The following is a 23,893-nucleotide window of genomic DNA, read 5'->3' as shown; positions in this document are numbered from 1 at the left end:
GGGCGGCGGCGCGGTGTGCAAAGGCATGCCGCGCCGGCGGATTTTCGCCGACAGCCACTGATCGACAGGAACGTCGCCCGCAAGCAGGCGGTTCTTTCTGCAATGGTCCGGCGCATGCCGGGCGTTTCATTTCGGAGGACTCCATGCGCATGCTGACACTCAAATCCACCACGGCCCTTGTTCTGGGCATGTCATTGACCACGCCGGTCCTGGCGCAGGACATGACCGCGCCCTTTCCCTGTGTCACGGGCACCGGTGCAACGGTGGCGGATGCCAATGCACTGGCTGAGGCGCTTGTCGCGTCCCTGTCCGCGCCGGCCGGCGGACAGGCGGCACCGGATGCTGTCGATGCAACGGTACCGACCTGCTCGACCGAGGCGCTGACCGAGGCCACGGCTGTCGGAGGCGATGCGCTGGCGGGTGTCCTGGCGACGGCGACGCAGGCCCAGATCGATGCCCTGTTGCCGGGAGCCGACCTGATGGCCGGTGTCGACGCTGCGCCCGCGGGCGCAGCCGAAGCCACCGATCCCGCAGCCGCAGAGCAGGCTGCCACGGATGGGGCCGCCGCCGACGCGGCCGCTGCAGATGAGGCCGCAGCTGATCAGGCCGCTGCAGACGCTGCCGTTGCCGACGCCGACGCCGCCGCTGCTGAGCAGGCTGCTGCAGATCAGGCCGCGGCCGACGCTGCCGCCGCCGATCAAGCTGTCGCCGATGCTGCTGCCGCTGAACAAGCCGCCGCCGATGCTGCCGCTGCCGACCAAACCGCCGCCGACCAAGCCGCTGCGGATGCTGCTGCCGCCGATCAAGCTGCTGCAGACCAGGCTGTTGCTGATGCGGCTGTGGCAGATCAGAGCCCTGCAACCGAGAGCGCTGCCGACGCCCCCGTCGAGGGCAATGGCGAGGTCGCTGCCGATCAGGCAGCGGACGCTCCCGCGCCGGACGCCGGCGCGTCAGCCGAGGGTCAGGCTGCTGCCGACCAAGCCGCTGCCGATGCCGCGATCGCGGGCCAGGCGGATGTGACCACGACGGAAGCGGATACCACGGAAGCAGGCACCGCCGAGACTGATACGGCGGAAACGGTCACGACGGAACCGGATCCGGCGGCGACGGACACGGCAGAGACCGATCCTGCCGCCTCGACGGACGCGCCGGCGGACACAGAGACGTCCACCGACACGGACACGACCGCGGCAACCGAAACGGCACCTGAGCCAACCGACGATGCGTCGACGATCGAGGCCGATACGACCGCCGAAACCGCGTCTCCGCCTGCCGCGCCGGAACTGACTGCCGAAGAGCAGGCCGCCCGTCTGGCCGAGCGTGAAGCCGCACGTCAGGCCTCTGCTGCTGCGGCCGTTGCGGCCAGCACCGATACGACCACGATGGCAAACGACCCCGAGGTCGTGACCGAAGAGGTGACGGAAGAGGATATTCGCGGTGCGGGTGAGGATTTCGCGACCGAGGTTCTGGGCGACCCGGCCACCACGGCCGACCCTGCGGCAACGGCCGAGACAGCAGACGAAGGCGATGACGGCCTTTCGAACTTCGAAAAGGCGCTTGTGCTGGGTCTTGGCGCGCTGACGGTGGGTGCGATCCTCAACAACGGCGATGAGGTCGTGTCGAACTCCGGGGATCGTGTCGTCGTGGAACGGGACGGCCAGCTGCGGGTGCTGAAGAACGACGACGTCCTGCTGCGTCAGCCCGGCGCACAGATCGCCACGCGCACCTTCGATGACGGGTCCACTCTGACGACCGTCACACGCGACGACGGCAGCGTCGTCACCACGATCCGTGCCGCCGATGGTGCCGTGCTGCGCCGGACTCTGACCACCGTCGATGGCAGCCAGGTCGCGCTGATCGACGATCTTGACACGACAGCGGCCCCGGTCGAGGTTTCGAGCCTGCCGCCCGTGCCGCAAGAGGTCACGACCGATCAGGTCGCGTTGAACGATCAGGCGGCCCTTCAGGCTGCGCTGACGGCAAACCTGCTGGCCAATACCGGCCGCACCTACTCGCTGGAGCAGGTGCGTGAAATCCGTCAGCTGCGGGCGCTGGCACCGCAGGTCGAGCTTGCTGCCGTCACCTTCGAGACGGGGTCAGCCGCGATCCAGCAAAGCCAGGCCGATGAGCTCGCCTCGCTAGGCGGTGCGATCCGAGAGATCGTCACGAACGATCCATCTGCGATCTTCCTCGTGGAAGGTCATACGGATGCCGTGGGCGATGCGGGTTACAACCTGGCCCTGTCGGACCGCAGGGCCGAAACCGTGGCGCTCGCCCTGTCGCAATACTTTCAGGTGCCGCCTGAAAACCTCGTGACGCAGGGCTACGGCGAAAGCTTCCTGAAGGTCGACAGCCAGTCCAGCGAACGCGCCAACCGCCGCGCCGCGGTGCGCAACATCAGCGATCTGCTACAGGACAGCTAAGCGGTCAGTCAGTAAACGGATGGAGGCTCGCGTCGTTGATGCGGGCCTCTTGCGTCACGCGGACCCTGCGCCGCCAACCTGTCGCCAGCAGAATCAGCGCGTCCGCCGGCACTATCGTAAAGTTGGAACCGGCATGACGGACCCACTTTCGACACAGAAGGTCGCAGTGACGCGAGTGCGGCTGCGATTCCGACGTCGCTATCCGTCCATGAAAAAACCCCGAAGAGTCCTTCGGGGTTTTTCGCGTGAAGAGAAAAGGCAGTTCCGCACGTGCGCTGGCACAGCCAAGGCACCGCCCGCCCCGAGATTACTTCGGCAACGGTCCGATCAACATGACCATCTGGCGGCCTTCCATCTTTGGAAAGTTCTCGACCTTGCCGTGTTCCTTGGTGTCGTCGGCCACGCGTTCCAGCAGCTGGCGGCCCAGTTCCTGGTGCGCCATCTCGCGGCCACGAAAGCGCAGGGTGACCTTCACCTTGTCGCCGCCTTCGAGGAACTTGTAGACGCTGCGCATCTTCACATCGTAATCGTGGTCATCGGTGTTCGGGCGGAACTTGATTTCCTTGATCTCGATGATCTTCTGCTTCTTGCGCGCCTCGGCTTCCTTCTTCTGGGTCTCGTACTTGTACTTGCCGAAGTCCATGATCTTGCAGACGGGCGGGGTCGCGTTGGGCGAAATCTCGACCAGGTCCAGACCGGCTTCCTCTGCCATCTGCAGCGCGCGGTCGGGGCTCACGACGCCCACGTTCTCACCGTCGGCACCGATCAGGCGGATGTCACCGCCGCGGATGCGTTCGTTGATGCGGGGGCCGGTTTCACGCACGGGAGGTGCGTTGTGAGGTCTGCGTCCTATGGTCTTCATCCTTTGGTCATTGAAGAGAGTGGTCGTAACCTAAACTTCCGCGCGTTCCGCTTCAAGGCGCAAAGCGGGGGGATGGCGGTCGAAAAACCCTGATTCAGGACAGTATCCCTTGACGTTGCGACACCGTGCCCGCATCTGGGCAGGGAATGCGGCAATTGGGGCCGCCGACAACAAAAAGGGACATCGTCATGCGTGCCATCGTCATCATCTTGATCGCAGCGGTTCTGGGGTATTTCGGTTATCAGTATTTCGTCAACGACCGCGACCCGCAGGCCGTCGTGTCCGGTGCGGACGCCGCCCTGCCAGACGCGACCGCAGAAGCCACGACTGAGGCTGAAACTGTCGCCGACGATGCCGCAGCGGACGCCACCGCAGCGGCCGACACAGCGGCCGATGCGGCAGCGGACGCTGCCACTGCAACAGGCGAGGCTGTGACGGAAGCCGCCGATGCCGCTGCCGCCGCCGCTACCGTGGCCGCCGATGCCGCATCGGACGCCGCCGCAGACATGGCGGCCGCCGCCGACGAGGCCACGACCGCCGCCGCAGCGGAGGCCGCCGGTGCCGCCGCCGACGCGCAGGACTCCGCGACCGATGCCGCAGAGCAGGCCACCGACGCGACAGAACCCGCTGCCGCGACAACCGAAGCCCCGGCCGAGAGCGCATCGGTCGAAGCGACGGTGGAGGCCGACGGTGCCGTCACCGCCGGAGAAGGGGCCGAGGCAGCAGCCGACATGCCTCTGGCGACCCTGCTGACGCCCGAAGGGTTCAATGCCGACGCGGTCATCGTGCGGATCGAGGAGAGCGACCTGTCCGTGGTCCAGAAAACGACCCTGACAGCAGCCGTCAACGCCGTGCGCGACAGCCCGGAATTGCTGGACGCGACGCTGACCCGCCTGCGCGAGGCGCTGGGTCTCTGATCCGTCGGGTCCGACACACTTGCGGGCGTCAGGGTCCGTCCTGAAACAACGATGCGGGCCCTGCGGGGCCCGTTCGCCATTTCCGGCGCTCAAGGTCGCCGTCACGGCAGACGGCGACTGCGGCTTTCACGGGTGTCGCTGGCGGGGATATACTACCGACATCAATGACCTGCGGTTCGCACGATGGCCGAAGGCGGCTCATCGCGCGCAGGCAGGCCCGACGCTTCCCGTCAATCCGCAGCCCTGTCGCGGGCATTCAGAATGGTGGCTGGAAACACGGGCAGCCATGCCTCGCGCCGGACAACCCAGCTTTCATAGGTCGGCGTGAATCGGTCTGGCGCATCGAGCGTGCCAAGATGGACTTCGACCTCTGCCCCCGCCGCAGCGCAGACGGATGACCCGCACGCGGGGCAGAAGAAGCGACCCTTGTAGTCCCGCCATTCGCCCTTGACCGTGACCGCCGCCGCAGGAAAGATCGCTGCGGCGTAGAACAGCGCGCCGTGATGCTTGCGGCAATCCATGCAGTGACAGATGGCGACGCGGTTCGGTTCCCCCGTTGCCGTCAGTCGCACCTGCCCGCACAGGCACCCGCCCGATACCTTTTCCATGGATGCACTCCCGCATGTTACAGCGGGTCATCTAGGGCAAAACGCAAAAGACGCATCCCGTGGGCTGCGCCTTTTGTCCGATCCCGCAGGATGTCAGCCGACAAAGGCCTTTTCGATCACGAACTCGCCTGGTTCCGAATTGGCACCCTCGTGCAAACCGGCCTTTTCCATCAAGGCCGCGATGTCCTTGTTGAAGGCCAGACTGCCGCAGACCATCGCTCGGTCCGTCGCTGGGTCCAGCGGCGGCACGCCAAGGTCGCTGAACAACTCTCCGGTTTCGATCAGCGTCGTGATCCGCCCCATCTTCGCGCTCTTCTCGCGGGTCGTGGTGGGGTAGTAGCGGATCTTGGCCAGATTCTTTTCACCCAGCAGTTCGATCATCATCTCGTCGGACTTGATGTCGGCGATCAGGTTCGCGCCATAGGTCAGCTCTGCAACATCGCGACAGGTATGGGTCACGATGACCTCGTCGAATTTTTCGTAGGTTTCGGGTTCGCGCAGCAGGGACGCGAAAGGCGCAAAGCCGGTGCCGGTCGAGAAGAAGTACAACCGCTTGCCCGGCAGCAGCGCGTCATGGACCAGTGTGCCGACCGGCTTGGGTTTCAGGATGATCTGGTCGCCAACGGCAATGTGCTGCAGCTTCGACGTCAGCGGGCCGTCCTCGACCTTGATCGAATAGAACTCCAGCTCGTCATCCCATGCGGGCGAGGCGATGGAATAGGCGCGCAACAGCGGTTTCTGCTTGCCCGTCTCCGGGTGCGGATCGCCCATCAGGCCGATCATCACGAATTCACCGGACCGGAACCGCAACGATGCGGGGCGCGTCACCCGGAACGAGAACAAGCGGTCGGTGTAGTGGGTGACGGCCGTGACGGTCTGCGCATCGGGCAGCACGGGCTGGGCGGCGGTGTCGTTCACGGGGCGTTGCTCTGTCATGTCATTCATCTCGCGGCGGTTGTGACGCCGCGCCTCTGGTTCGTCAAGGAAAGGGGTGATGGTTTCAGCCGCGCATCCGCGCCTGATAGTCGTTTGCGCGCCAGTCGGCACGGGCCAGCCACTGATCTTCCGGCTGGCGGGCGGCCAGATCGTCACTGATCTCGACCTCGTCGAAACCGCTGCGCCGGGCCATCGCGTATTGGTCTGCGATGACGTGACCCTGGGCGCGCAACCGGCCCTGATAGCCTGCGCGCCGCAGCATCGCGGCCAGGGTGAACCCGCGCCCGTCCGAGAAACTCGGAAAGGCGATGCGGATCATCGCGGCCTGCATCACGGTCTTGACTGCATCCGGTTCCGCGTCGGACGGCACGTCGACCGCAACGGGCACGTCCAAGGCCACTTCCGCCAGCGGCACGACGTCGTCCTTGAAATCATCGGCCGCAAAGCCGTTGTCGGTCACGATCACGCTCATGTTGTCCTCCGGGCGCTGCGGCCCCTGTTCATCTGACAAAATGCACTCATCCGACCTTCGCCTCCGGTGCCGGAATCCGGACCATCTTGCCGTTGACGAAATGGATGCCACATTCGGTCTTTTCCGTGTTGCGCCAGCGGCCTGCACGGGGATCTTCACCCGGCGCGACCCGCGTCGTGCAGGGCGCACACCCGATCGAGGGATAGCCCTGCGCCACCAGCGGATGCCGTGGCAGGCGGTTTTCGGTCATGTAGTCCTGCACGTCCTGGCGGTTCCAGTGTGCCAGCGGATTGACCTTCAGATGCGTGCCGTCCGCCTCGAAGAACGGGAGGGCGGCGCGCTTGCCGCCCTGATATTGCTTGCGCCCCGTGATCCAACCGGAAAAGGGGACCAGGGCGCGCTGCAAGGGCAGCGACTTGCGCAGCGCACAGCAGCCGTCGGGATCGTGCAGGTGCAGCAGTCCTTCGTTGTCCTTCTCGAACAATTCCTGCCGGTCGGGATGCAGGATGCGCACGTCGCGCAGATGCAGGCGTTCCGCGACCTCCATCTGGTAGGTCAGCGTTTCCGCGAACAGCATTTCCGTGTCGAGGAACAGCACCGGGGTATCCCGGTTGATCACCGACACGAGGTGCAGCAGTGCGACCGATTCGGCCCCGAAGGAACTGACAAGCGCCAGTTGCCCAACGTCCGGGTCCTTCAAAGCACGTTCCAGCACTGCACGGGCCGAATGATGCCTGTAGGCCTCGTTCAGCGCGGCGGCGCGGCTTTGCAGATCGTCAAGCGGCATCGCGGTCTCCGATCTTGTCGGGATAAAGCACGGCCTTGAACGGTTCCATGCCAAGGCGGCGGAACGTTTGAAGGAATGTCTCTTCGGGGTCGTTCCGCAGGTCGAGGTAGCCGAGCACCAGCCGTTCGATGGCCGGCAGGATGTCGTCAGCGCTGAAGCCCGGCCCGGCGCGGTCGCCGATCGCCGCATCCTGAGTACCATCGCCGCCCAGCGTGATCTGGTAATTCTCGACCCCCGCCCGGTCCAGCCCGAGGATGCCGATATGGCCAACGTGGTGGTGCCCGCAGGCATTGATGCAGCCCGAAATCTTGATCTTCAGGGGGCCGACGTCATGCTCCAGCTTCAACTCGTCGAACCGCACGGCGATCTGCTGCGCGATGGGGATGGAACGGGCGGTCGCCAGCGCGCAATAGTCCATGCCGGGGCAGGCGATGATGTCCGAGATCAGTCCGATGTTCGCCGTCGCGAGGTCGGCCTCCCGCAGCGCTGCATGGACCGCCGCGAGGTCACCCTTGTGGACATGCGGCAGGATCACGTTCTGCTCGTGGCTGATCCGCAACTCGTCGTGGCCAAAGGTCTCGGCCAGGTCCGCAAGGACACGCATCTGGTCGGCCGAGGCATCGCCGGGCGTTGCACCCTGTTTTTTCAGCGATACGCTGACGATGGCGTAATCCGGGTCGACATGCGCGGTCAGGTTGGTGTCCGACCACGACCGGAACGCCGGATTGGCGGCGCGTGCAGCGTCGTAACCTGCAACCGGGGCGGTCTTGAAGGCCGGCGGCGCGAAGGCCGCCTTGATGTCTGCCAAAAGGGCTTGATCGACACCGGAAAACGTCGGCTTGATCGCCGCGAACCGGTCTTCCACGCGGGCACGAATGTCAGCGATTCCATGCTCGTGGACGGTGATCTTGATGCGCGCCTTGAACTTGTTGTCGCGCCGGCCCAGCAGGTTCCAGACGCTGACGATCGCCTCGCAGTAGGGCAACAGATCCGCCTCGGACACGAAGGGACTGATCTCCTTGCCGATCATCGGCGTGCGGCCAAGGCCGCCGCCAACCAGCACGCGGAACCCGATGGCACCGTCCCGTTCGATCAGTTGCAGGCCGATGTCATGGGACGCGATCACGGCGCGATCCTGCGCCGATCCGGTCACGGCGATCTTGAACTTGCGCGGCAGGAACTGGAACTCGGGGTGATCCGTGGACCACTGGCGCAGCAATTCCGCATAGGGGCGGGGATCGGCGATCTCGTCCGCGGCGGCACCGGCGAAATGGTCGGCGGTCACATTGCGGATGGTGTTGCCGCTGGTCTGGATCGCGTGCATCTCGACGTCGGCCAGCGCTTCGAGGATATCCGGCACGTCCGGCAGTTTGGGCCAGTTGTACTGGATGTTCTGGCGCGTGGTGAAGTGACCATAGCCCTTGTCCCACCGCTCTGCGATCATCGCGAGCTGGCGCATCTGACGGCTGTTCAGCGTGCCATAGGGAATCGCCACACGCAGCATGTAGGCGTGTAGTTGCAGGTAAAGGCCGTTCATCAGGCGCAGCGGCTTGAACTCGTCCTCGGTCAGGCTGCCGTCGACGCGACGTTCCACCTGGCCGCGGAACTGTTTGACCCGCTCACGCACGAAGGCTTCGTCGAACTCGCTATAGCTGTACATCTCAAGCCTCCGTCTGCTTGCCGTGGAAATAGTTTGACGGCCCTCGCGTGCGGAAATTCTCTCGGAAATGCACCGGCACCGGGCCGTGGTCGGTGCCCTTGGCGTCCGCCAGATAGGGACCGGCCACCTCGCTCTGGCGGCGCATCGCCTCGATCAGGCGCAGGTCGGCATGGGCCTCGTCGATCAGAAGCTCGGCCTCGGCGATGTCGCGCGACCATCGGTCGTCCTCGGTCAGCCAGACAGCATCGCCCTCCAGCAGGGCATTGGCCGTGACGACCTTGGGGGTGAATTGCTTCGCCATCAGGCAAACTCCTCGATATTCATGTCGTGGCTTGCGGTCACCGCATCGCGCGGAGCAAGGCCCAGAAAGGTCAGGGCAGGGCCGGTCAACCCAGCCTCCGTCAGCGTCGGCTCCAACTGCGCCAGTGTCGTTGCCAGCACGCGCTGGTCGGGGCGGGACGCGTTCTCGATCACCGTCACCGGCGTCGCGGGGTCGGCCCCGTGCATCAGCAATCGCCCCTGAATGAACCGCGCCGCGCGCTTGCCCATGTAGATCGCCGCAACCTCGCCGGGGCGCGCCAGCATCTTCCAATCGTGATCGGCGAACCCCTTGGTGTCATGCCCGGTCATGAACCGGACCGAGGAATTGCGCCCGCTTTTCGTCAGGCTTTGCCCGATGGAGGCAACGGCCGCACTCGCGGCGGTGATCCCCGGCACGATCCGCCAGGAGATGCCGGCGGCATCGAGCGCGTCGATTTCTTCGTCCAGACGGCCAAAGACCGTCGGATCGCCCGCCTTCAGCCGCACGACATGCGCCCCGCGCCGGGCATGCGCCACAATCAGATCGTCGATGTCGTCCTGCGCCATCGACGTCCCGAAACCTTCCTTGCCCGCGTCGATCATCACCGCCTCGCGCCGCGCGAGGTCGAGGATTTCGCGGCTGACCAGCCGGTCGTGGATCACTACATCCGCCACGTCCAGCGCCTTGCGGGCCTTCAGCGTCAACAGGTCGGGATCGCCGGGGCCAGCACCAACCAGATCGACGTGGCCTTTCTTGTCGGCGGCGTGCAATGTGTCATCCAACAGCGCCTCAAGCGCCGGAAGAACGGCGCTTTCACCCCCGTATTCAACGGACTGCGGGCCGATCTTGTCGTAGAACGCACCCCAGAAATCGCGCCGCTTCACACCCATCGGCAGCACGTCGGCCGCGGCGCGAAAGGTCTTGCCGATCCGCGCGAGCAGGCCAAGACTTGCGGGCAGACGCTCCTCCAGATCGCGCTTGATGCGACGCGCGAGCACGGGGGCCGCCCCTTCGGTACCGATGGCGACGACGACTGGATCGCGGTCCACGATGGCAGGCGTGATGAACTGGCTGTCCGCCAGATTGTCCACGATGTTGACGCGCGCGCCGTCGCGGTGCGCGAGTGCGGCGACGCGGGCATCCTCGCGGGCATCCTCGTTGGCCGCGTAGAACAGCACGGCGCACATCGCGTCACCGGGCTCCATCGCCCGCGAGATCAGGCGCAGGCGGCGTTCGGCGGCCCAGCGGCAGATCTCGGCCGCAGGGTCCGCCGCCACCACGGTCACATGCGCGGTCGTCTTCAGGATCAGCCGCAATTTCGCAAGCGCCGCCTCGCCGCCGCCCGACAGGACGATCCGGCGGCCCGCGACGGCCATGAAGACTGGAAAGTGATCCATTGCGAAAGCTCCCTTGCTTCCTTTCCATATAGAACAAAGTTCTGGTTTTTGACCACTGGCGCGACTAGATAAGGACACATGTTCCATCCGGCGGATAACGTCGCATGTCTGTTCCAGCAACCGGGGAAAACCGAAATGCCTGTCCGCATCGACGCCACAGACCGGAAGATCCTTGCTGCCCTGCAAGCCGACGCAAGCCGCTCGCTGGACGAAATCGCGGCCGAGGTCGGCTCGTCCAAGACGCCGGTCTGGAATCGCATCCGCAAGCTGCGCGCCGCAGGGGTCATCGGCCAGACCACCGTGCTCCTCGACGCCGAGGCGCTGGGTTTCGACGCCTGCTTCTTCGTTCTGATCCGCACGTCGGAACATGACGCCGACTGGCAGCAACGCTTCCTCAAGGCCCTGAAATCACGTCCCGAAGTGCAGGAGGCGCACCGTCTCGCCGGTGACATCGACTACATCCTGAAGGTCCGCGTCGCCAATGCCCGCGCCTACGACACCTTCTACCAGGCCCTCATCTCCGAGGTGAAGGTCCACAACGTCACGGCGCTGCTGTCGATGGAGGAGATCAAGTCCACCGTGGCCCTGCCGCTCTGATCCCATTCATCTGGCCAGATAAATTCCCGCCGGAGGCTTTGGCGCAGCCAAAATCAGGCCGCTGCAACCTGCACTGTCAATCGCTCCAATCCGTGGAAATGGTAGACGTCCGCATAGACGGGGCGCGCCACCACTGCCAGCGCCGGGCACCTGTCCCACAGGACCTCCAGTGCAATCTGCAATTCCATCCGCGCCAGCGGCGCGCCGACACAGAAATGTGCGCCGCCGCCAAAGGCCACATGCGCTGGCCCGGTGCGGTCCGGGTTGAAGCGACCGGGACGGTCCCAGACCTGCGGATCGCGGTTCGCGGCCCCCAGCAGGCACGCGATCCGGTCACCGCGCCGGAACGCCCGACCCGCGATGTCGCAATCCTCCAGCACCCAGCGGGTGAACATGTGCAGTGGCGGATCAAGGCGCATGATCTCCTCCACCGCCGCGGGATCGCTGCGCCGCTGGTGCGCCGCCACCATCGCCGCGACCCCGTTGCCCAGCGTGTGCACGGTCGCCTCATGCCCCGCGTTCAGCAGCAGGATGCAGGTCGAGATCAGCTCCGCCTCCGACATCTCGGCCCCGATCAGGGTCGAGATCAGGTCGTTTCCCGGGCTCCGTCGCTTTGCCGCCAGATGATCCTTCAGAAAGGCGGTGAAATCGGCGGTCGCCCGTTCCGCGTCCGCCATGATCGCGGGCGTCAGCCGGGCCTGATACATGGCCACCATCGCGTTCGACCAGCGCAGCAGGTCATTCGCCGCATCGGTCGGCACCCCAAGCAGGCGCGCGATGGTGATGACCGGCACCGGACGCGCATAGGCATCCAGCATGTCGAAATTGCCGGTTGGAAAGCCATCGATCAGCTCGTGGCACAGCGCTCTCAGATCCTCTGCCAGCACGGCGATGGCGCGGCTGGTAAAGGCGCGCAGGACTGACCCGCGCAGCCGCGCGTGGACCGCCCCGTCCAGTTCCAGCATCGAATGCGCCTCTACCGCATCGAACCCGGCCCGCGCGGGGACCGGCTGCGGTGCCAGCTCTGCCGGCACCTGTCGTACCATCCGTCTGTCCCGCAGGACCGCACTGACCGTCGCGTGACTGACCGCACAGGCCATTGCATAGTCGTCCCACCAGACCAGCGGTCCCAGGGCGCGCATCCGGTCGTAGAACGGATAGGGATTCTGCACGAAGGCGGGGTCGGTCGGGGACTGGCTGATCTGCTTCATGGGCGCACCTTTCACGCTTTGCTGCGGTGCCGCAAGACGGGTTGCGACATTCTGACGCACCACGGTCCCCGGATGAAGTGCTAGCTTGGGCATACAACCGGATACCGAGGGGCAGCTTCCCTCTACCCGCAAGGGGTTATCCAGTTGAAGGGGGAACACGACAAACGGGGGTGAGTCCTGATGGCCAGCCAGCAACGGGACGACGACGACCTTGATCGGCACGCCTGGGCGCAGGCCCATGACCAGTTCCAGCGCCTTCAGACGCACCTGCCAGAGGCGGCTGTCGGCAACGTCGCCCGAGAGGTGGTGCGCCGCCTTGCCTTTCGGATGCCGCGCTTCGGTGCTGGCACCGAAGCACCCGAGCAGACCGATATCGCCCGATTCTGCGCAACCCTGACTGCTACCCACGAGGAGGAGGCCGAACGCTTCGTGCGAAAGCTGCGGCGCAGCGGTAATTCGGTGCAGACCATCTACCTGTCCTACATCGCCGCCGCGGCCCGCGAACTGGGTCGCCAGTGGGACGAGGACGAGCTTTCCTTTGCCGACGTCACGATGGCGTCCGGCAGGCTCTACAGGATCATCCGGGGCCTGCGGCACGTCCTCGACCGCGATGGGCCGCAGACCGCCGAACAGGACCGGGTGCTGCTGACGCTCATCCCGGGCGACAACCATACGCTGGCCAGCGAAATGGCGGCCGACCTCTTCCGCCGCGAAGGCTGGGACATCGACCTGTCGGTGGGCGAGGATCACGACGCCGTCGTGACGCGCGCCGATGTCACGCGGTTCGCCGCCATAGTCCTGGTGGCCAACGGAGTGCACGCGCTGCCGCAGTTGACCCGCCTTGTGATCGGGCTGCGCATCGTGGCCCCGATGACCCCCCTGACGCTCGCCGGAAAGATCCTCGACACCCCGGGCGTGGCGGAATTGTGCGGCGTCGATGCCGTGATCACGACGCTGGAATCCGCGCCGCAGCGTCTGCGTGAAATTGCGCGCCAGCCCGCCGGGCCGGGATCGCAACCACCGGTGCCGCAGCGCGACACGGTGCCGCGCCGCAGCTAGGCCCCTGAAATGCAGGTCCATTAGTTCTTGTCAGGTCCCGTCAATCGTGTAGGAATGACCGACCATTTCGGCAAAAGACCGAAGATTTCATATCCGATCTCTGGGAGGAGACACCATGACGTTCCTGAAAACTGCCGCTTTCGCGGCCGCGATGTCCGTTGCGGCAACTGCCACATTGGCACAATCCGCAGGCTGCGATGCCGGTGAAACCGTCGTGAAGTTCAGCCACGTCACCAACACCGACAAGCACCCCAAGGGCATCGCCGCCCAGCTTCTGATGGAGCGTGTGAATGCCGAGATGGACGGCACCATGTGCATGGAGGTGTTCCCGAATTCCACGCTCTACACCGACGAACAGGTGATCGAGGCGCTGCTGCGCGGCGACGTGCAACTGGCCGCCCCGTCCCTGTCGCTGTTCGAATCCATCACCAAGGCCTATCGCCTGTTCGACTTGCCGTTCATGTTCAAGAACATCGAGGCCGTGGACGCCTTCCAGGCCTCCGATACGGGCAAGGGCATGCTGGACATGATGCAGCGCCGCGGCCTGCAGGGTCTGGGCTACTGGCACAACGGGATGAAGCAGTTCTCGGCCAACAAGCCGCTGATCGTCCCCGCCGACGCCAACGGCCTGAAGTTCCGCGTGCAGCCGTCCGACGTGCTGGTCGCGCAGATGAACGCACTGGGGGCCAGCCCGCAGCCGATGGCCTTTGCCGAAGTCTATGGTGCCCTGCAGACCGGCGTTGTGGACGGTCAGGAGAACTCCTGGTCGAACATCTACGGCCAGAAGTTCTTCGAGGTGCAGGACGGCATCACCGAGACCAACCACGGCATCATCGACTACATGGTCGTGTCGTCCACCGATTTCCTCGACAGCCTTGACCCGGCGGTGCGCGATCAGTTCCTGACCATCCTGAACGAGGTCACGACCGAACGGAACGCCGCCGTGGCCGAAGTCGACATGGAAGCCCGCCAGGCGATCCTCGACGCCGGCGGCACCATCGTGGAGCTGACGCCGGAACAGCGTCAGGCCTGGGTCGATGTCATGATGCCGGTCTGGACCCAGTTCGCCGAAGAGGTGGGTCAGGAAAACATCGACGCCGCACAGGCGATCAACGAAAGCATGTAAGTCGCGCGCCGGGCGGTTCGACCGCCCGCCACGGCATGCACAGGCACGGCCCGGACCTGCGTTCGGGCCGTTTCATGATCGTATAGGGCAGAAAGCAGGGGGGCGGGATGAGCCAGCACTATCAGGCCAGGGGCATCGTCGGTGCTGCCGTCAACGGCTTCGAAGAAGGCGTGATAGCCGCCCTTCTGGGCCTCATGACCCTTCTGACCTTCACCAACGTCGTGTTGCGCTATACCGCCGGCACATGGTTCGAATACCTGACCGACGGAATCTTCTGGGGCGTCAGTCGCCTGTTGCACCCGATCTTCGGCACTGCAGTCGTGGATGCCGCGCCTGCGATGATCATCTGGAGCCTCGAAGTCGTGCTCGTGATGTTCGCCTGGCTCGTGCTGTTCGGCATCGCCTATTGCTTCAAGGTGACGGCGCATCTGGGCGTGGATGCCGTCACCAACCTGCTGTCGCCGCGCCCGCGCAAGATCGCGGCGCTGATCGCAGGCGGGCTGTGCATCGTCTATGCGCTGCTGTTCCTGAAAGGGGCCTACGACTACTGGGCCCCCTTCGCGGACCTGCCGCCGACGGCCGGGCGCTGGTTTCCGCTTGGCTTCGACACCTCCGTCCGGTCCGGGTCCTTCTTCGAGACGGACCAGATTCCCATGCCCGACTGGCTGCGGTTTCTTGAACCGATGATCAACTACGATGAACGCTACTCGAAACTGCCGCGCATGATCCCCTATACCATGCTGCCCATCGCGGGGGTGCTGATCCTGTTCCGCGTCTGTCAGGCGGTCTGGCGGGTCTGGACCGATCAGTCGCCCAGCCTGATCGTCTCTCACGAAGCGACAGACGCCGTGGCCGAGGCCTCCCTTCTGAACAAGGACCGCTGATCCATGGAAGTCCTGCTGCTTTTCGTCATGATCATGGGTCTGCTGCTGATCGGCGTGCCGATCGCCGTATCGCTGGGCCTCGCCTCGATCCTGTTCCAACTCTGGTTCTCGGATACTTCGCTTGGCGCTGTCGCCCAGGCGATCTTTCAGGCGATGGCCGGGCACTATACGCTGCTGGCGATCCCGTTCTTCATCCTCGCCTCCAGCTTCATGTCGACGGGGGGCGTGGCAAAACGCATCATCCGTTTTGCCATCGCCTGCGTCGGCCACCTGCAAGGCGGCCTTGCCATTGCGGGCGTCATGGCCTGCATGATCTTTGCAGCGCTTTCGGGATCGTCCCCCGCGACCGTGGTCGCCATCGGGTCCATCGTCATCGCCGCCATGACCAAGGTGGGCTACACCAAGGACTTCGCCGCTGGCGTGATCTGCAATGCCGGCACGCTGGGCATCCTGATCCCGCCCTCCATCGTGATGGTCGTCTACGCCAGTGCCACCGACGTCAGCGTCGGGCGGATGTTCCTCGCGGGTGTGATCCCGGGCCTGCTGGCGGGCGTCATGCTGATGATCACGATCTACGTCATGGCGCGGATCAAGAACATGCCGCGCGGCGAATGGCTTGGCTGGGGCGAGATCACGGATTCCTTCCGCGACGCGCTTTGGGGACTGGGACTGATCCTGATCATCATGGGCGGCATCTACGGCCACCCCTGGATCACGCTGGACCCGCCGGGCCTCTACTGGAAATCCGGGGCCTTCACCCCGACCGAGGCCGCCGCCGTTGCCGCGATCTACGCCTTCTTCGTCGCCAGCTTCATCTACCGCGACATGGGCCCGCTGCATGTCGGCCCCGGCCAGCGCCCGCTGCCGCTCTGGCGCAAGCCTGTGGCCATCGTCACCGCCTTCTTTCATCGCGACACCCGTGCGACGCTGTTCGAATCCGGCAAGCTGACGGTCACGCTGATGTTCATCATCGCCAACGCGCTGATCCTGAAACACGTGCTGACCGACGAACAGGTGCCGCAGCACATCGCGAACATGATGCTGACCGCCGGCCTCGGCCCCATCGCCTTCCTGATCGTCGTGAACGTGATCCTGCTGATCGGCGGTCAGTTCATGGAACCCTCGGGCCTGATCGTGATCGTGGCCCCGCTGGTGTTTCCCATCGCGATCCAGCTTGGCATCGACCCGATCCACCTTGGCATCATCATGGTCGTCAACATGGAGATCGGGATGATCACGCCGCCGGTCGGCCTGAACCTCTTCGTGACGTCGGGCGTTGCAAACATGTCGATGATGGCCGTCGTCCGCGCCGCCCTGCCGTTTCTGGCGGTGCTCTTCGTCTTCCTGATCATCATCACCTACATCCCGATCATCTCGACCTACCTGCCCAATTCCGTCATGGGGCCAGAAACGATCATCAACTGATGAAAAGGGCGCGGCACCGCCACCCGGTGCCGCGCCCCTCGTTCATCTGGCCGGTAAACTCCCGCCGGAGGTTCCTGCGGCAGCCACCAATACGTGATATCCGAATCAGGCGACCCGGCGCCTGCTCCATGTCTTGAGGGATTTGCGACAGGCTCGCGAGATCAGGCGTTTTCCAGCGCCGTCACGATGGGCGAGAAGTCGGCCGCCGTCAGACTGGCCCCACCGACCAGCGCCCCGTCCACGTCCGGCACACTGAAGATTTCCGCGGCATTCGCCCCCTTCACCGATCCGCCATAAAGCAGCCGCACCCCCGACGCTTCGCGCATCAGGTCGCGCAGGGCGGCGCGCAGCGTGCCATGCACCTCGCCGATCTGGTCCAGCGTCGGCACGCGGCCGGTGCCGATCGCCCAGACGGGCTCGTAGGCAATGACGGTATTGGCCGCCGTGGCACCCTCGGGCAGAGACCCCTGCAACTGTGCCGTCACCACCGCCAACGCATGGCCCGCCTCGCGCTGGTCCAGCGTCTCGCCGATGCAGATGACCGCGATCAGTCCCGCCGCATGGGCGGCTGCCGCCTTGGCGGCCACATCGGCGTCCGTCTCTGCGTGATCCGCGCGACGTTCCGAATGGCCGACGATGACATGGGATGCGCCTGCGTCCTTCAGCATGGCCGCGGCGATGTCGCCGGTATGCGCCCCGGCCTGTTCCGCATGGCAGTCCTGCCCGCCGATCTGAAGCGCGTGGGTCCCGCGCGCCCAGGCCATCTGCGCGATCAGCGTCGCGGGCGGACACAGCAGCAGGTCGACGTCAGGGTCCGGATGCGCGTCGGTCAGCGCCTTCACCTCGGCCAGCGCATCCGTCAGCCCGTGCATCTTCCAGTTCCCGGCGGCAAGTTTGCGGCGCATGATCGATCCTTTGCGGTTGCGTGACACCTTGGTAGCAACTGCGCCCACGGATCGGAAGGGCTCACCGCGCCGTTACGCAGGCATCCAGAGCGCCGCGACGCTCGCAGGATACGGCACACCACCACACCGCAAGCGGTCGGTCACTGGGCTTTCAGCGTCTCGTCGAACTTGATCGACTCGCCGCAGCCGCAGGCGTCCACGACATTGGGATTGCGGAACTTGAAGCCGCTTTCCAGCAACGACGTCTCGTAGTCGATTTCCGTGCCGAACAGGAACATCTGCGCCATCGGCGCGATCATCACGCGGGCTCCCTCGACCTCGACCACCTCGTCCAGCGGGTTCACATCGGTCACGTAGTCCATGGTGTATTCCATGCCGGCACAGCCGCCCTTCTTTACGCCGACGCGCAGCCCCTGGTGCCCGTCGCGGGCCATCAGTTTCGCGATCTGGGTTGCGGCCTTCGGCGTGATCGAGACGGCTTGTTTTCCGGGGATACCGAACATGGCATGTCCTTTCAGGTCACCCCCAATGTAGGGTCTGCGGCCGCAAGCCTCAAGGGGGTCATCCGGGGTTGCCTTCGCCTGTCGCAGGACTGCCGATGCCCATCCGGGGCAGATAGGGGATATCGTCCTCCCTCTCCATACCGGCGGCAAAGCCCAGCATTTCCTCGCGTATGTCGCATTCAAAGTCCCAGCCGACCGTCGGGTCCTTGATAGGTGCTGCGAACCGGACGTGCATTCCGCTGTCGCCCTGACCTACGACCACGCAGGAGATGTCCTCCGGGTCGCCGTCGACCCGGTCGTCGACCTCGCACCAGTCGCGGAAATGGTCGCGCAGTCGTGTGACGTCGATCTGGGGCGCAAGGATCAATGTCGCATTGCGCAGCATGCCATAGGTCCTGGTGCTGCGGTTGATGAAAGCATCCGAGATGAACTTCGATACCGGCACGATCAGCCGCGTATCGTCCCAGACCTTCAACTGCACATAGGTGAAATGGATGCGCTCCACCGTGCACAGATAATCGTCGTAGACCAGTTGATCGCCCACCTTGGCCGACCGGTTGAGCGAGATCTGCAGCGACGCCATGATGTTGCCGAGGACCTCGCGCGCCGCGAAGCCAAGCACGAGGGCAAGACCGCCGGCACTGACAAGCACCGACAACCCGGCACCGCTGAAGGCCGGTGTCGCGGTCAGCACGAGGGCCGCGCCGACGATGATCGCGAGCACGATCGCCATCCGCCGCAGCGCGGCCACGGTCGTCGCCTGCGCCCGCTGATCGCCATACTCCGGCGAGGCGAGGTCATCCACGTCCAGCGCGACCGTCAGGCGCTGCAGCGTCGCGTCGATCACGTTGATGGCCAGGATCATGATCGCGACGACGTAGAGGATCACGGTCAACGGCTCGGTGATGGCGTCGACGATGCCGGAGACCGCGAAAACCCGCGACGTCGTGAGCGAGACGGTCAACGCGAGAATCGTGAGTGTGCCGGGCAGGCGCGTGGCACGGATCAGTTCGCTGACCAGCGGTGACGGCTGATGCCGCGCGATCATGTTCAATCCTCGCCAGGTCGAAAGTGCCACCGACGCCGCGATCAACACGATGATCGGCAGGCCGATGACCTCCCACCACTGCATGCCCCAGAATGCAGGCTGACGCAGGATGGCGGGCAGCGCCTCCTCCATCCGGCTTGGACCATAGAGGGCATAGAGGGCGGGAATGTTGTCGACGCTGTCGCGCGAAAAGACCCACACCGGGTCGGCTTCCCCGGCTTGCAGCCGGTTCAGGCGCAGGGCCACCATGCGATCGTCCCGTTCCAGGATGCCGATCAGGATGCTTTTCTGCGCCTGTCCCACCATGGCACCGTCGCCCGTTGTCATCATGGCGTCCGGACGTTCCAGCAGGTCGGCCCAGTCGATGACGACCTTGCGGTCGATGATAGTGGCGAGTCTGTCGGCAAGCAGCGGCCCGGTCAGGGCCTGTTGGTCGGCCGGAATGTCATTGAGGTTCAGAACATGCGCGGCACCCGACAGATCGCCGCTCTTGACCAGATCGAGAAAGCTTTCCAGCGCCGCCTGGGGGGTGTCCCGGTCCACGGACGCGGCCGGTGCGGGCAAGCCGCTGTTCAGCCGATCGACCGGAAAGATCGCGTCCTGCGCGCCAAGCGACAGGGGCCAGAGCAGCAGCAGAAGAATCAGGCGGGGCAGGGCGCGGTGTGTCGACATGACGCGGGACATAAGGTGCCCCGCGCAAAAGGCTACATGAAACCGAGTTCCAGACGTGCCTCGTCGCTCATCATGTCCATGCCCCACTGCGGCTCGAATGTCATTTCGACATCGACGTGCTTCACGCCGGCCAACGGCTCGACGGCATCCGCGACCCAGCCCGGCATCTCGCCCGCGACAGGGCAGCCGGGTGCCGTCAGCGTCATCACGATCCGCACGGCAGAGTCCGCGTCGATCTGGATGGTGTAGATCAGGCCCAGGTCATAGATGTTAACGGGGATTTCCGGGTCATAGACCGAGCGGCAAGCCTCGACCACCTTCTCATGCAGCGGATGTTCCGTGCTGGACGGCGCGATCAGCGGCGTTCCCTCTAGTGGCGCAGTCTGGGCGGTCTGGTCGGTCATGGTGCGTTCCCGTCTATTCCTGACGGAACATATAGGGATTGTGGCCGCCGGGGTAAAGGGCCGCCCCGTCTAGCGACCGTCACCCGGACGCGGTGCGGTCAGCAGCCGGGCCAGCGCCGTCAGAGCCGCGCGGATCGGCGGGTCGTCGCGGGCGGCGTGATGGCTGACCAGCCATTCCTCGTGCGCAAGTTCAGGCACAGGGTCGCCCACCTGCACCAGCCCGGTGTTGTCGGCCCCGGCAAAGGTCGGTAGCACCAGCCGCCCGATCCCCGCCCGCGCCAGATCGAGGGCGAGGCTTTCGTGGTTCGCCGTCGTCACGATCTCTTCCGCGTGGGTCGCCCGCAGCCAGCGCTCAGCCGGCGTGCTGGGCGCGCCCGACGGCAGCGCGATGTAGCCCTGCACGTCGCTGTCGCGGGCGAAGGCGGCATGACGCACCGTGCCTGTCTGGCGGCCTGCCAGCCAGCTTTGCGTCGGGCGGCTGGACCGAATGCCGATGTCCGCCGCCCGCCGCGCGATATCCAGCAATGCGTTGGCCGACAAAAAAGCCGGCGTCCAGACCGCCCCCGGCTGCCAGACCTGCCCGATATGCCGCGCCAGAAAGCGGCTGGTCCAGCTGCCTGCCGTGATCCGCACGGGCAGGGGGCCGCTGTCCGCCGTGACCCATCGCGCAATACGATCCTGCAATTCCGTCAACGGCGCGGCCGTTGCGGCCAGATCGCGGCCCCGCGCCGTCAGCGCAAAGCCCGTGACGCCCCGATGGAACAGCCGTCCCGTCTGCGTTTCCAACGCCGTCATTCGGCGGCTCAGCGTCGGGGCGCTGACGCCTGTCGTGGCAACAGCCCCCTGCAACCCGCCGGCGGCTATCACCGCCAGGAACAGGGCAAGATCGTCAAGGCGCAGGTCGTCTTTCATAAATGAAACTCTGGTTGCCGAAACGCGCGTAGATTGCGCGCAAGATATGAAACAACATGGTCTCATTCCATCATAAATGAAAGGAATGACCATGTCGTCGTTCATCTTCCCCGGCGCCCTGCCGCGCCCCGTCCGCCCTTCGACCGAGGCTGACATCATCACGGGCCGCGTTGCCAGTCGCGCCCGCTGGGAACGCCGCAGGTTCTGGCTGCGCCTGCGCAGATCGCTTCTGTCCGGCCCCGGCACAGCCTGCCGCTCGGTGTGGTCACTGATCCTCAACCAATTGAAAACGCGCCAAGATCATATGACATAATACGTATCGCATGCGAAACATTCGGTTTTTGATATGTAGTCGGGCGGCTCTTTCCATCCGGGCCGCTGGGGGGCAAAAGGGGGCGATCCCAGCAGGACCGATCCCATGACCACGCCCTTTTCATTCGACCTGACCGCCACCGACGGCGCGGCGCGCACCGGCGTCATCCACACGGCCCGCGGCGACATCCGCACGCCGGCCTTCATGCCGGTCGGCACGGCGGCCACGGTCAAGGCGATGCTGCCCGAAAGCGTCGCGGCCACCGGAGCCGACATCCTGCTGGGCAATACCTATCACCTGATGCTGCGTCCGACGGCGGAACGCATCGCGGCCTTGGGCGGTCTGCACCGCTTCATGAACTGGGACAAGCCGATCCTGACCGACTCCGGCGGCTTTCAGGTCATGTCGCTGGCCGACCTGCGCAAGCTGACCGAAGCCGGCGTGACCTTCAGATCCCACATCGACGGCAGCAAGCACATGCTCTCGCCTGAACGGTCGATGGAAATTCAAAAGTTGCTCGGCTCCGACATCGTGATGTGTTTCGACGAATGTCCCGCCTTGCCTGCCGACCGTGACCGCATCGCTGAATCGATGCGCCTGTCGATGCGGTGGGCGCAGCGGTCGCGCGATGCCTTCGGCGATCGTCCCGGACATGCGCTGTTCGGCATCCAGCAAGGCGGATTGGAACGGGACTTCCGCGAGGAATCCGCCAAGGCGCTTATCGACGTCGGCTTCGATGGCTATGCCGTCGGTGGCCTTGCGGTCGGCGAGGGACAGGCGGCGATGTTCGGCTGCCTCGATTTCACGACCGACATGCTACCGCGCGACAAGCCGCGCTACCTGATGGGCGTGGGCAAGCCGGACGACATCGTCGGCGCGGTGAAGCGTGGCATCGACATGATGGACTGCGTGCTACCCAGTCGCTCTGGGCGAACCGGGCAGGGGTTCACGCGTCACGGCGTCGTCAACATGAAGAACGCGCGCCACGCCGACGATCCGCGGCCCTTGGACGAGGCCTGCACCTGTCCCGCCTGTCGCAACTACTCGCGCGCCTACCTGCACCATGTGTTCAAATCGCAGGAGATGATCTCGGGGATGTTGCTGACCTGGCACAACCTGCATTATTTTCAGCAGATCATGGCTGAGATGCGCGGTGCAGTTGCAGCAGGCACGTTCGCCGCCTGGGAGGCCGATTTTCACGCCAACCGTGCGGCGGGGGACATCGCGCCATTGTGAAATCACCAAAGAGTCTTGCGGTTTACGTCGAATTGACAAAAAGCGGATGAATATGTCGGTCAGCAAAAGGGCCGACCACATGACCGACATCCTGTTTCTGGGAAATTGCCAGATCAACGTCATGCGTGGTATCGCGCGGGGCATGTTTCCGAAGATGCCGTGCGACTTCCGCACCATCACACCCTATTGGGGCACCTTCGACGAGGATGAAATCCGGGCGCGACTGGCCAAGGCCGATCTGGTGATCGCTCAGGCCATCGCGAATCGCGACACGCCCTTCAATGTCGACGACGTGCGACAGGCAACACGCGGGCAAATCGTGTTCATGCCCTACATCTACATCGACGGGATCGCCGGGCTCGAGATCGTGGCGTCCAAAGGGCGTTCGGTGGTGAAGGGCGCGGAAGCGATCCTGCGGGCCGCGGTCGGTCGCACGCCGCTGAAGGTGTTCGAGGAGTATTGTGCGGGACGGATCGACCTGCACAAAGCCGACCGGGTCGCCACATCCATGCGCAAGCTGAGGGAGAAGGAGGCTGCGGACTGCGACATCGTCCTGTCCGACTACATCGAGGCGACCTGGCGGGGTGAACCTGCGCTCTGGGCGATCAATCACCCGACGCAGCATATCCTGTTCGAGGCGTTCCGCCGCCTGTGTCACCACGTCGGCTGGACCTATGACCCCCGGTTCCGCGACAACGCCGTGGCCTGGGACCAGCGGGCGTTGCCGCGCGCGACGCGGGCGTTGTCGCCGCACGACGTGGCAGCCCTCAACCTGTCCTATGCCCACGACAGTCACTGGTATGGGCAGGCGCACAAGCTCATCATCAAGGCGATCAAGTCCGCGGAACAGGCGGCTGGTACCCATTTGCCGGTGGGCGGTCACCCGGGACACGCCGAGGCACTTGGCCTTGGGGAGCCTTGGACCGACCTGGCGCAGACGACCCATGCGGCAGCCAACAAGGCAAGTGGCATGTGGTCCGAGACGCGGCCGGCAACCTGACAATCGAAACATGTCCTGAGGCGGGACAGCGACGAAGGCAGATCGGCTGACGAAGCCAGAGGCGTTACGGCACCCGCTCTGGCACGGGACCCGTCAAAGCGAACCGCCATGTATCGCGATATGTGGGACCGACCGCAAAACCGTGCCGGTTTCACCGATTGTTCTCGACTCTGGTGCCATGGTCGCAAGAAGCGGGATGCATCGATGCCGCAACGGACAGGGTTTTACACAAATG

24 protein-coding genes are annotated in these 23,893 nt (G+C 64.9%); 10 read left to right on the top strand and 14 right to left on the bottom strand.

From position 1 onward, the window contains the following. Positions 1-143 precede the first annotated feature (143 nt). Positions 144-2,423 (top strand): OmpA family protein, encoded by a 2,280-nt coding sequence (locus ACOI1H_RS07455; RefSeq protein WP_422436309.1) that lies wholly within the window; start codon positions 144-146, stop codon positions 2,421-2,423. A gap of 307 nt (positions 2,424-2,730) precedes the next feature. On the opposite strand, the gene infC is transcribed toward ACOI1H_RS07455, so the two are convergent. After that, positions 2,731-3,285: a translation initiation factor IF-3 gene (gene infC / locus ACOI1H_RS07450; RefSeq protein ID WP_422436307.1), complete on the bottom strand. Its 555-nt coding sequence runs from the start codon at positions 3,283-3,285 to the stop codon at positions 2,731-2,733. 188 nt (positions 3,286-3,473) lie between these two features. Here infC and ACOI1H_RS07445 point away from each other — a divergent pair, with 188 nt between their 5' ends. After that, entirely contained in the window at positions 3,474-4,202 is a 729-nt protein-coding gene (locus ACOI1H_RS07445; RefSeq protein WP_422436305.1) for a hypothetical protein, read from the top strand. 230 nt (positions 4,203-4,432) lie between these two features. Here the strand turns inward: ACOI1H_RS07445 and ACOI1H_RS07440 are convergent, their stop codons facing one another. The 7 genes from ACOI1H_RS07440 to cysG all read right to left on the bottom strand — a co-directional run bounded on the left by ACOI1H_RS07440 (position 4,433) and on the right by cysG (position 10,363). Next, entirely contained in the window at positions 4,433-4,810 is a 378-nt protein-coding gene (locus ACOI1H_RS07440) for a GFA family protein (RefSeq protein ID WP_422436303.1), read from the bottom strand. A gap of 93 nt (positions 4,811-4,903) precedes the next feature. Further along, a complete protein-coding gene (locus tag ACOI1H_RS07435) occupies positions 4,904-5,746 on the bottom strand; it encodes a ferredoxin--NADP reductase (protein ID WP_422436301.1) in 843 nt (280 codons plus the stop codon). A gap of 64 nt (positions 5,747-5,810) precedes the next feature. Beyond that, positions 5,811-6,218 (bottom strand): DUF934 domain-containing protein, encoded by a 408-nt coding sequence (locus ACOI1H_RS07430; protein ID WP_422436300.1) that lies wholly within the window; start codon positions 6,216-6,218, stop codon positions 5,811-5,813. Positions 6,219-6,264: 46 nt separating this feature from the next. Beyond that, on the bottom strand, positions 6,265-7,005 hold the full coding sequence (locus ACOI1H_RS07425) for a phosphoadenylyl-sulfate reductase (protein WP_422436298.1): 741 nt from the start codon (positions 7,003-7,005) through the stop codon (positions 6,265-6,267). Continuing rightward, on the bottom strand, positions 6,995-8,665 hold the full coding sequence (locus ACOI1H_RS07420) for a nitrite/sulfite reductase (RefSeq protein WP_422436296.1): 1,671 nt from the start codon (positions 8,663-8,665) through the stop codon (positions 6,995-6,997). The genes ACOI1H_RS07425 and ACOI1H_RS07420 overlap by 11 nt, the downstream gene beginning before the upstream one ends. Position 8,666: 1 nt before the next feature. Further along, entirely contained in the window at positions 8,667-8,966 is a 300-nt protein-coding gene (locus ACOI1H_RS07415) for a DUF2849 domain-containing protein (RefSeq protein WP_422436294.1), read from the bottom strand. Next, complete coding sequence (gene cysG / locus ACOI1H_RS07410) at positions 8,966-10,363, bottom strand: siroheme synthase CysG (protein ID WP_422436292.1); 1,398 nt, start codon at positions 10,361-10,363, stop codon at positions 8,966-8,968. The genes ACOI1H_RS07415 and cysG overlap by 1 nt, the downstream gene beginning before the upstream one ends. A 135-nt stretch (positions 10,364-10,498) precedes the next feature. On the opposite strand from cysG, the gene ACOI1H_RS07405 reads away from it, so the two are divergent. Beyond that, the gene (locus tag ACOI1H_RS07405) at positions 10,499-10,960 is read left to right on the top strand and encodes an Lrp/AsnC family transcriptional regulator (RefSeq protein WP_422436290.1); all 462 of its coding nucleotides are present in this window, start codon (positions 10,499-10,501) and stop codon (positions 10,958-10,960) included. A 53-nt stretch (positions 10,961-11,013) separates the two neighbouring features. On the opposite strand, the gene ACOI1H_RS07400 is transcribed toward ACOI1H_RS07405, so the two are convergent. Then, positions 11,014-12,171, bottom strand: a complete 1,158-nt coding sequence (locus tag ACOI1H_RS07400) for a cytochrome P450 (RefSeq protein WP_422436288.1) — start codon at positions 12,169-12,171, stop codon at positions 11,014-11,016. Positions 12,172-12,351: 180 nt separating this feature from the next. On the opposite strand from ACOI1H_RS07400, the gene ACOI1H_RS07395 reads away from it, so the two are divergent. The 4 genes from ACOI1H_RS07395 to ACOI1H_RS07380 all read left to right on the top strand — a co-directional run bounded on the left by ACOI1H_RS07395 (position 12,352) and on the right by ACOI1H_RS07380 (position 16,665). Beyond that, positions 12,352-13,230: a cobalamin B12-binding domain-containing protein gene (locus ACOI1H_RS07395; RefSeq protein ID WP_422436286.1), complete on the top strand. Its 879-nt coding sequence runs from the start codon at positions 12,352-12,354 to the stop codon at positions 13,228-13,230. A gap of 115 nt (positions 13,231-13,345) precedes the next feature. Further along, complete coding sequence (locus ACOI1H_RS07390) at positions 13,346-14,356, top strand: DctP family TRAP transporter solute-binding subunit (protein WP_422436284.1); 1,011 nt, start codon at positions 13,346-13,348, stop codon at positions 14,354-14,356. 107 nt (positions 14,357-14,463) lie between these two features. Beyond that, positions 14,464-15,240, top strand: coding sequence for a TRAP transporter small permease (locus tag ACOI1H_RS07385; RefSeq protein WP_422436282.1), 777 nt, complete (start codon positions 14,464-14,466; stop codon positions 15,238-15,240). Between the two features lie 3 nt (positions 15,241-15,243). Beyond that, positions 15,244-16,665 carry a TRAP transporter large permease gene (locus ACOI1H_RS07380; protein ID WP_422436280.1) on the top strand — a complete coding sequence of 474 codons (1,422 nt, stop codon included), beginning with the start codon at positions 15,244-15,246 and terminating at the stop codon, positions 16,663-16,665. Positions 16,666-16,826: 161 nt separating this feature from the next. On the opposite strand, the gene tpiA is transcribed toward ACOI1H_RS07380, so the two are convergent. The 5 genes from tpiA to ACOI1H_RS07355 form a co-directional block, all read right to left on the bottom strand. Further along, positions 16,827-17,570 carry a triose-phosphate isomerase gene (tpiA, locus tag ACOI1H_RS07375; protein WP_422436279.1) on the bottom strand — a complete coding sequence of 248 codons (744 nt, stop codon included), beginning with the start codon at positions 17,568-17,570 and terminating at the stop codon, positions 16,827-16,829. A 140-nt stretch (positions 17,571-17,710) separates the two neighbouring features. After that, complete coding sequence (locus ACOI1H_RS07370) at positions 17,711-18,073, bottom strand: HesB/IscA family protein (RefSeq protein ID WP_422436277.1); 363 nt, start codon at positions 18,071-18,073, stop codon at positions 17,711-17,713. 58 nt (positions 18,074-18,131) lie between these two features. Next, a complete protein-coding gene (locus tag ACOI1H_RS07365; RefSeq protein WP_422436275.1) occupies positions 18,132-19,793 on the bottom strand; it encodes a mechanosensitive ion channel family protein in 1,662 nt (553 codons plus the stop codon). A gap of 32 nt (positions 19,794-19,825) precedes the next feature. Then, on the bottom strand, positions 19,826-20,197 hold the full coding sequence (locus ACOI1H_RS07360) for an SUF system Fe-S cluster assembly protein (protein WP_422436273.1): 372 nt from the start codon (positions 20,195-20,197) through the stop codon (positions 19,826-19,828). A gap of 69 nt (positions 20,198-20,266) precedes the next feature. Further along, positions 20,267-21,109 carry a LysR family transcriptional regulator gene (locus ACOI1H_RS07355; RefSeq protein WP_422436271.1) on the bottom strand — a complete coding sequence of 281 codons (843 nt, stop codon included), beginning with the start codon at positions 21,107-21,109 and terminating at the stop codon, positions 20,267-20,269. Between the two features lie 91 nt (positions 21,110-21,200). Between ACOI1H_RS07355 and ACOI1H_RS07350 the strand changes: the two genes are divergently transcribed. The 3 genes from ACOI1H_RS07350 to ACOI1H_RS07340 all read left to right on the top strand — a co-directional run bounded on the left by ACOI1H_RS07350 (position 21,201) and on the right by ACOI1H_RS07340 (position 23,658). Further along, a complete protein-coding gene (locus ACOI1H_RS07350; RefSeq protein ID WP_422436269.1) occupies positions 21,201-21,422 on the top strand; it encodes a hypothetical protein in 222 nt (73 codons plus the stop codon). A 105-nt stretch (positions 21,423-21,527) separates the two neighbouring features. Further along, the gene (gene tgt, locus ACOI1H_RS07345; protein ID WP_422436268.1) at positions 21,528-22,658 is read left to right on the top strand and encodes a tRNA guanosine(34) transglycosylase Tgt; all 1,131 of its coding nucleotides are present in this window, start codon (positions 21,528-21,530) and stop codon (positions 22,656-22,658) included. 79 nt (positions 22,659-22,737) lie between these two features. Continuing rightward, positions 22,738-23,658, top strand: a complete 921-nt coding sequence (locus ACOI1H_RS07340) for a WcbI family polysaccharide biosynthesis putative acetyltransferase (RefSeq protein WP_422436266.1) — start codon at positions 22,738-22,740, stop codon at positions 23,656-23,658. Positions 23,659-23,893 lie beyond the last annotated feature (235 nt).

The organism is Loktanella sp. DJP18, assembly GCF_049310965.1.
Taxonomy (GTDB): domain Bacteria; phylum Pseudomonadota; class Alphaproteobacteria; order Rhodobacterales; family Rhodobacteraceae; genus Loktanella.
This window is presented reverse-complemented; position numbering and strand designations above follow the sequence as displayed.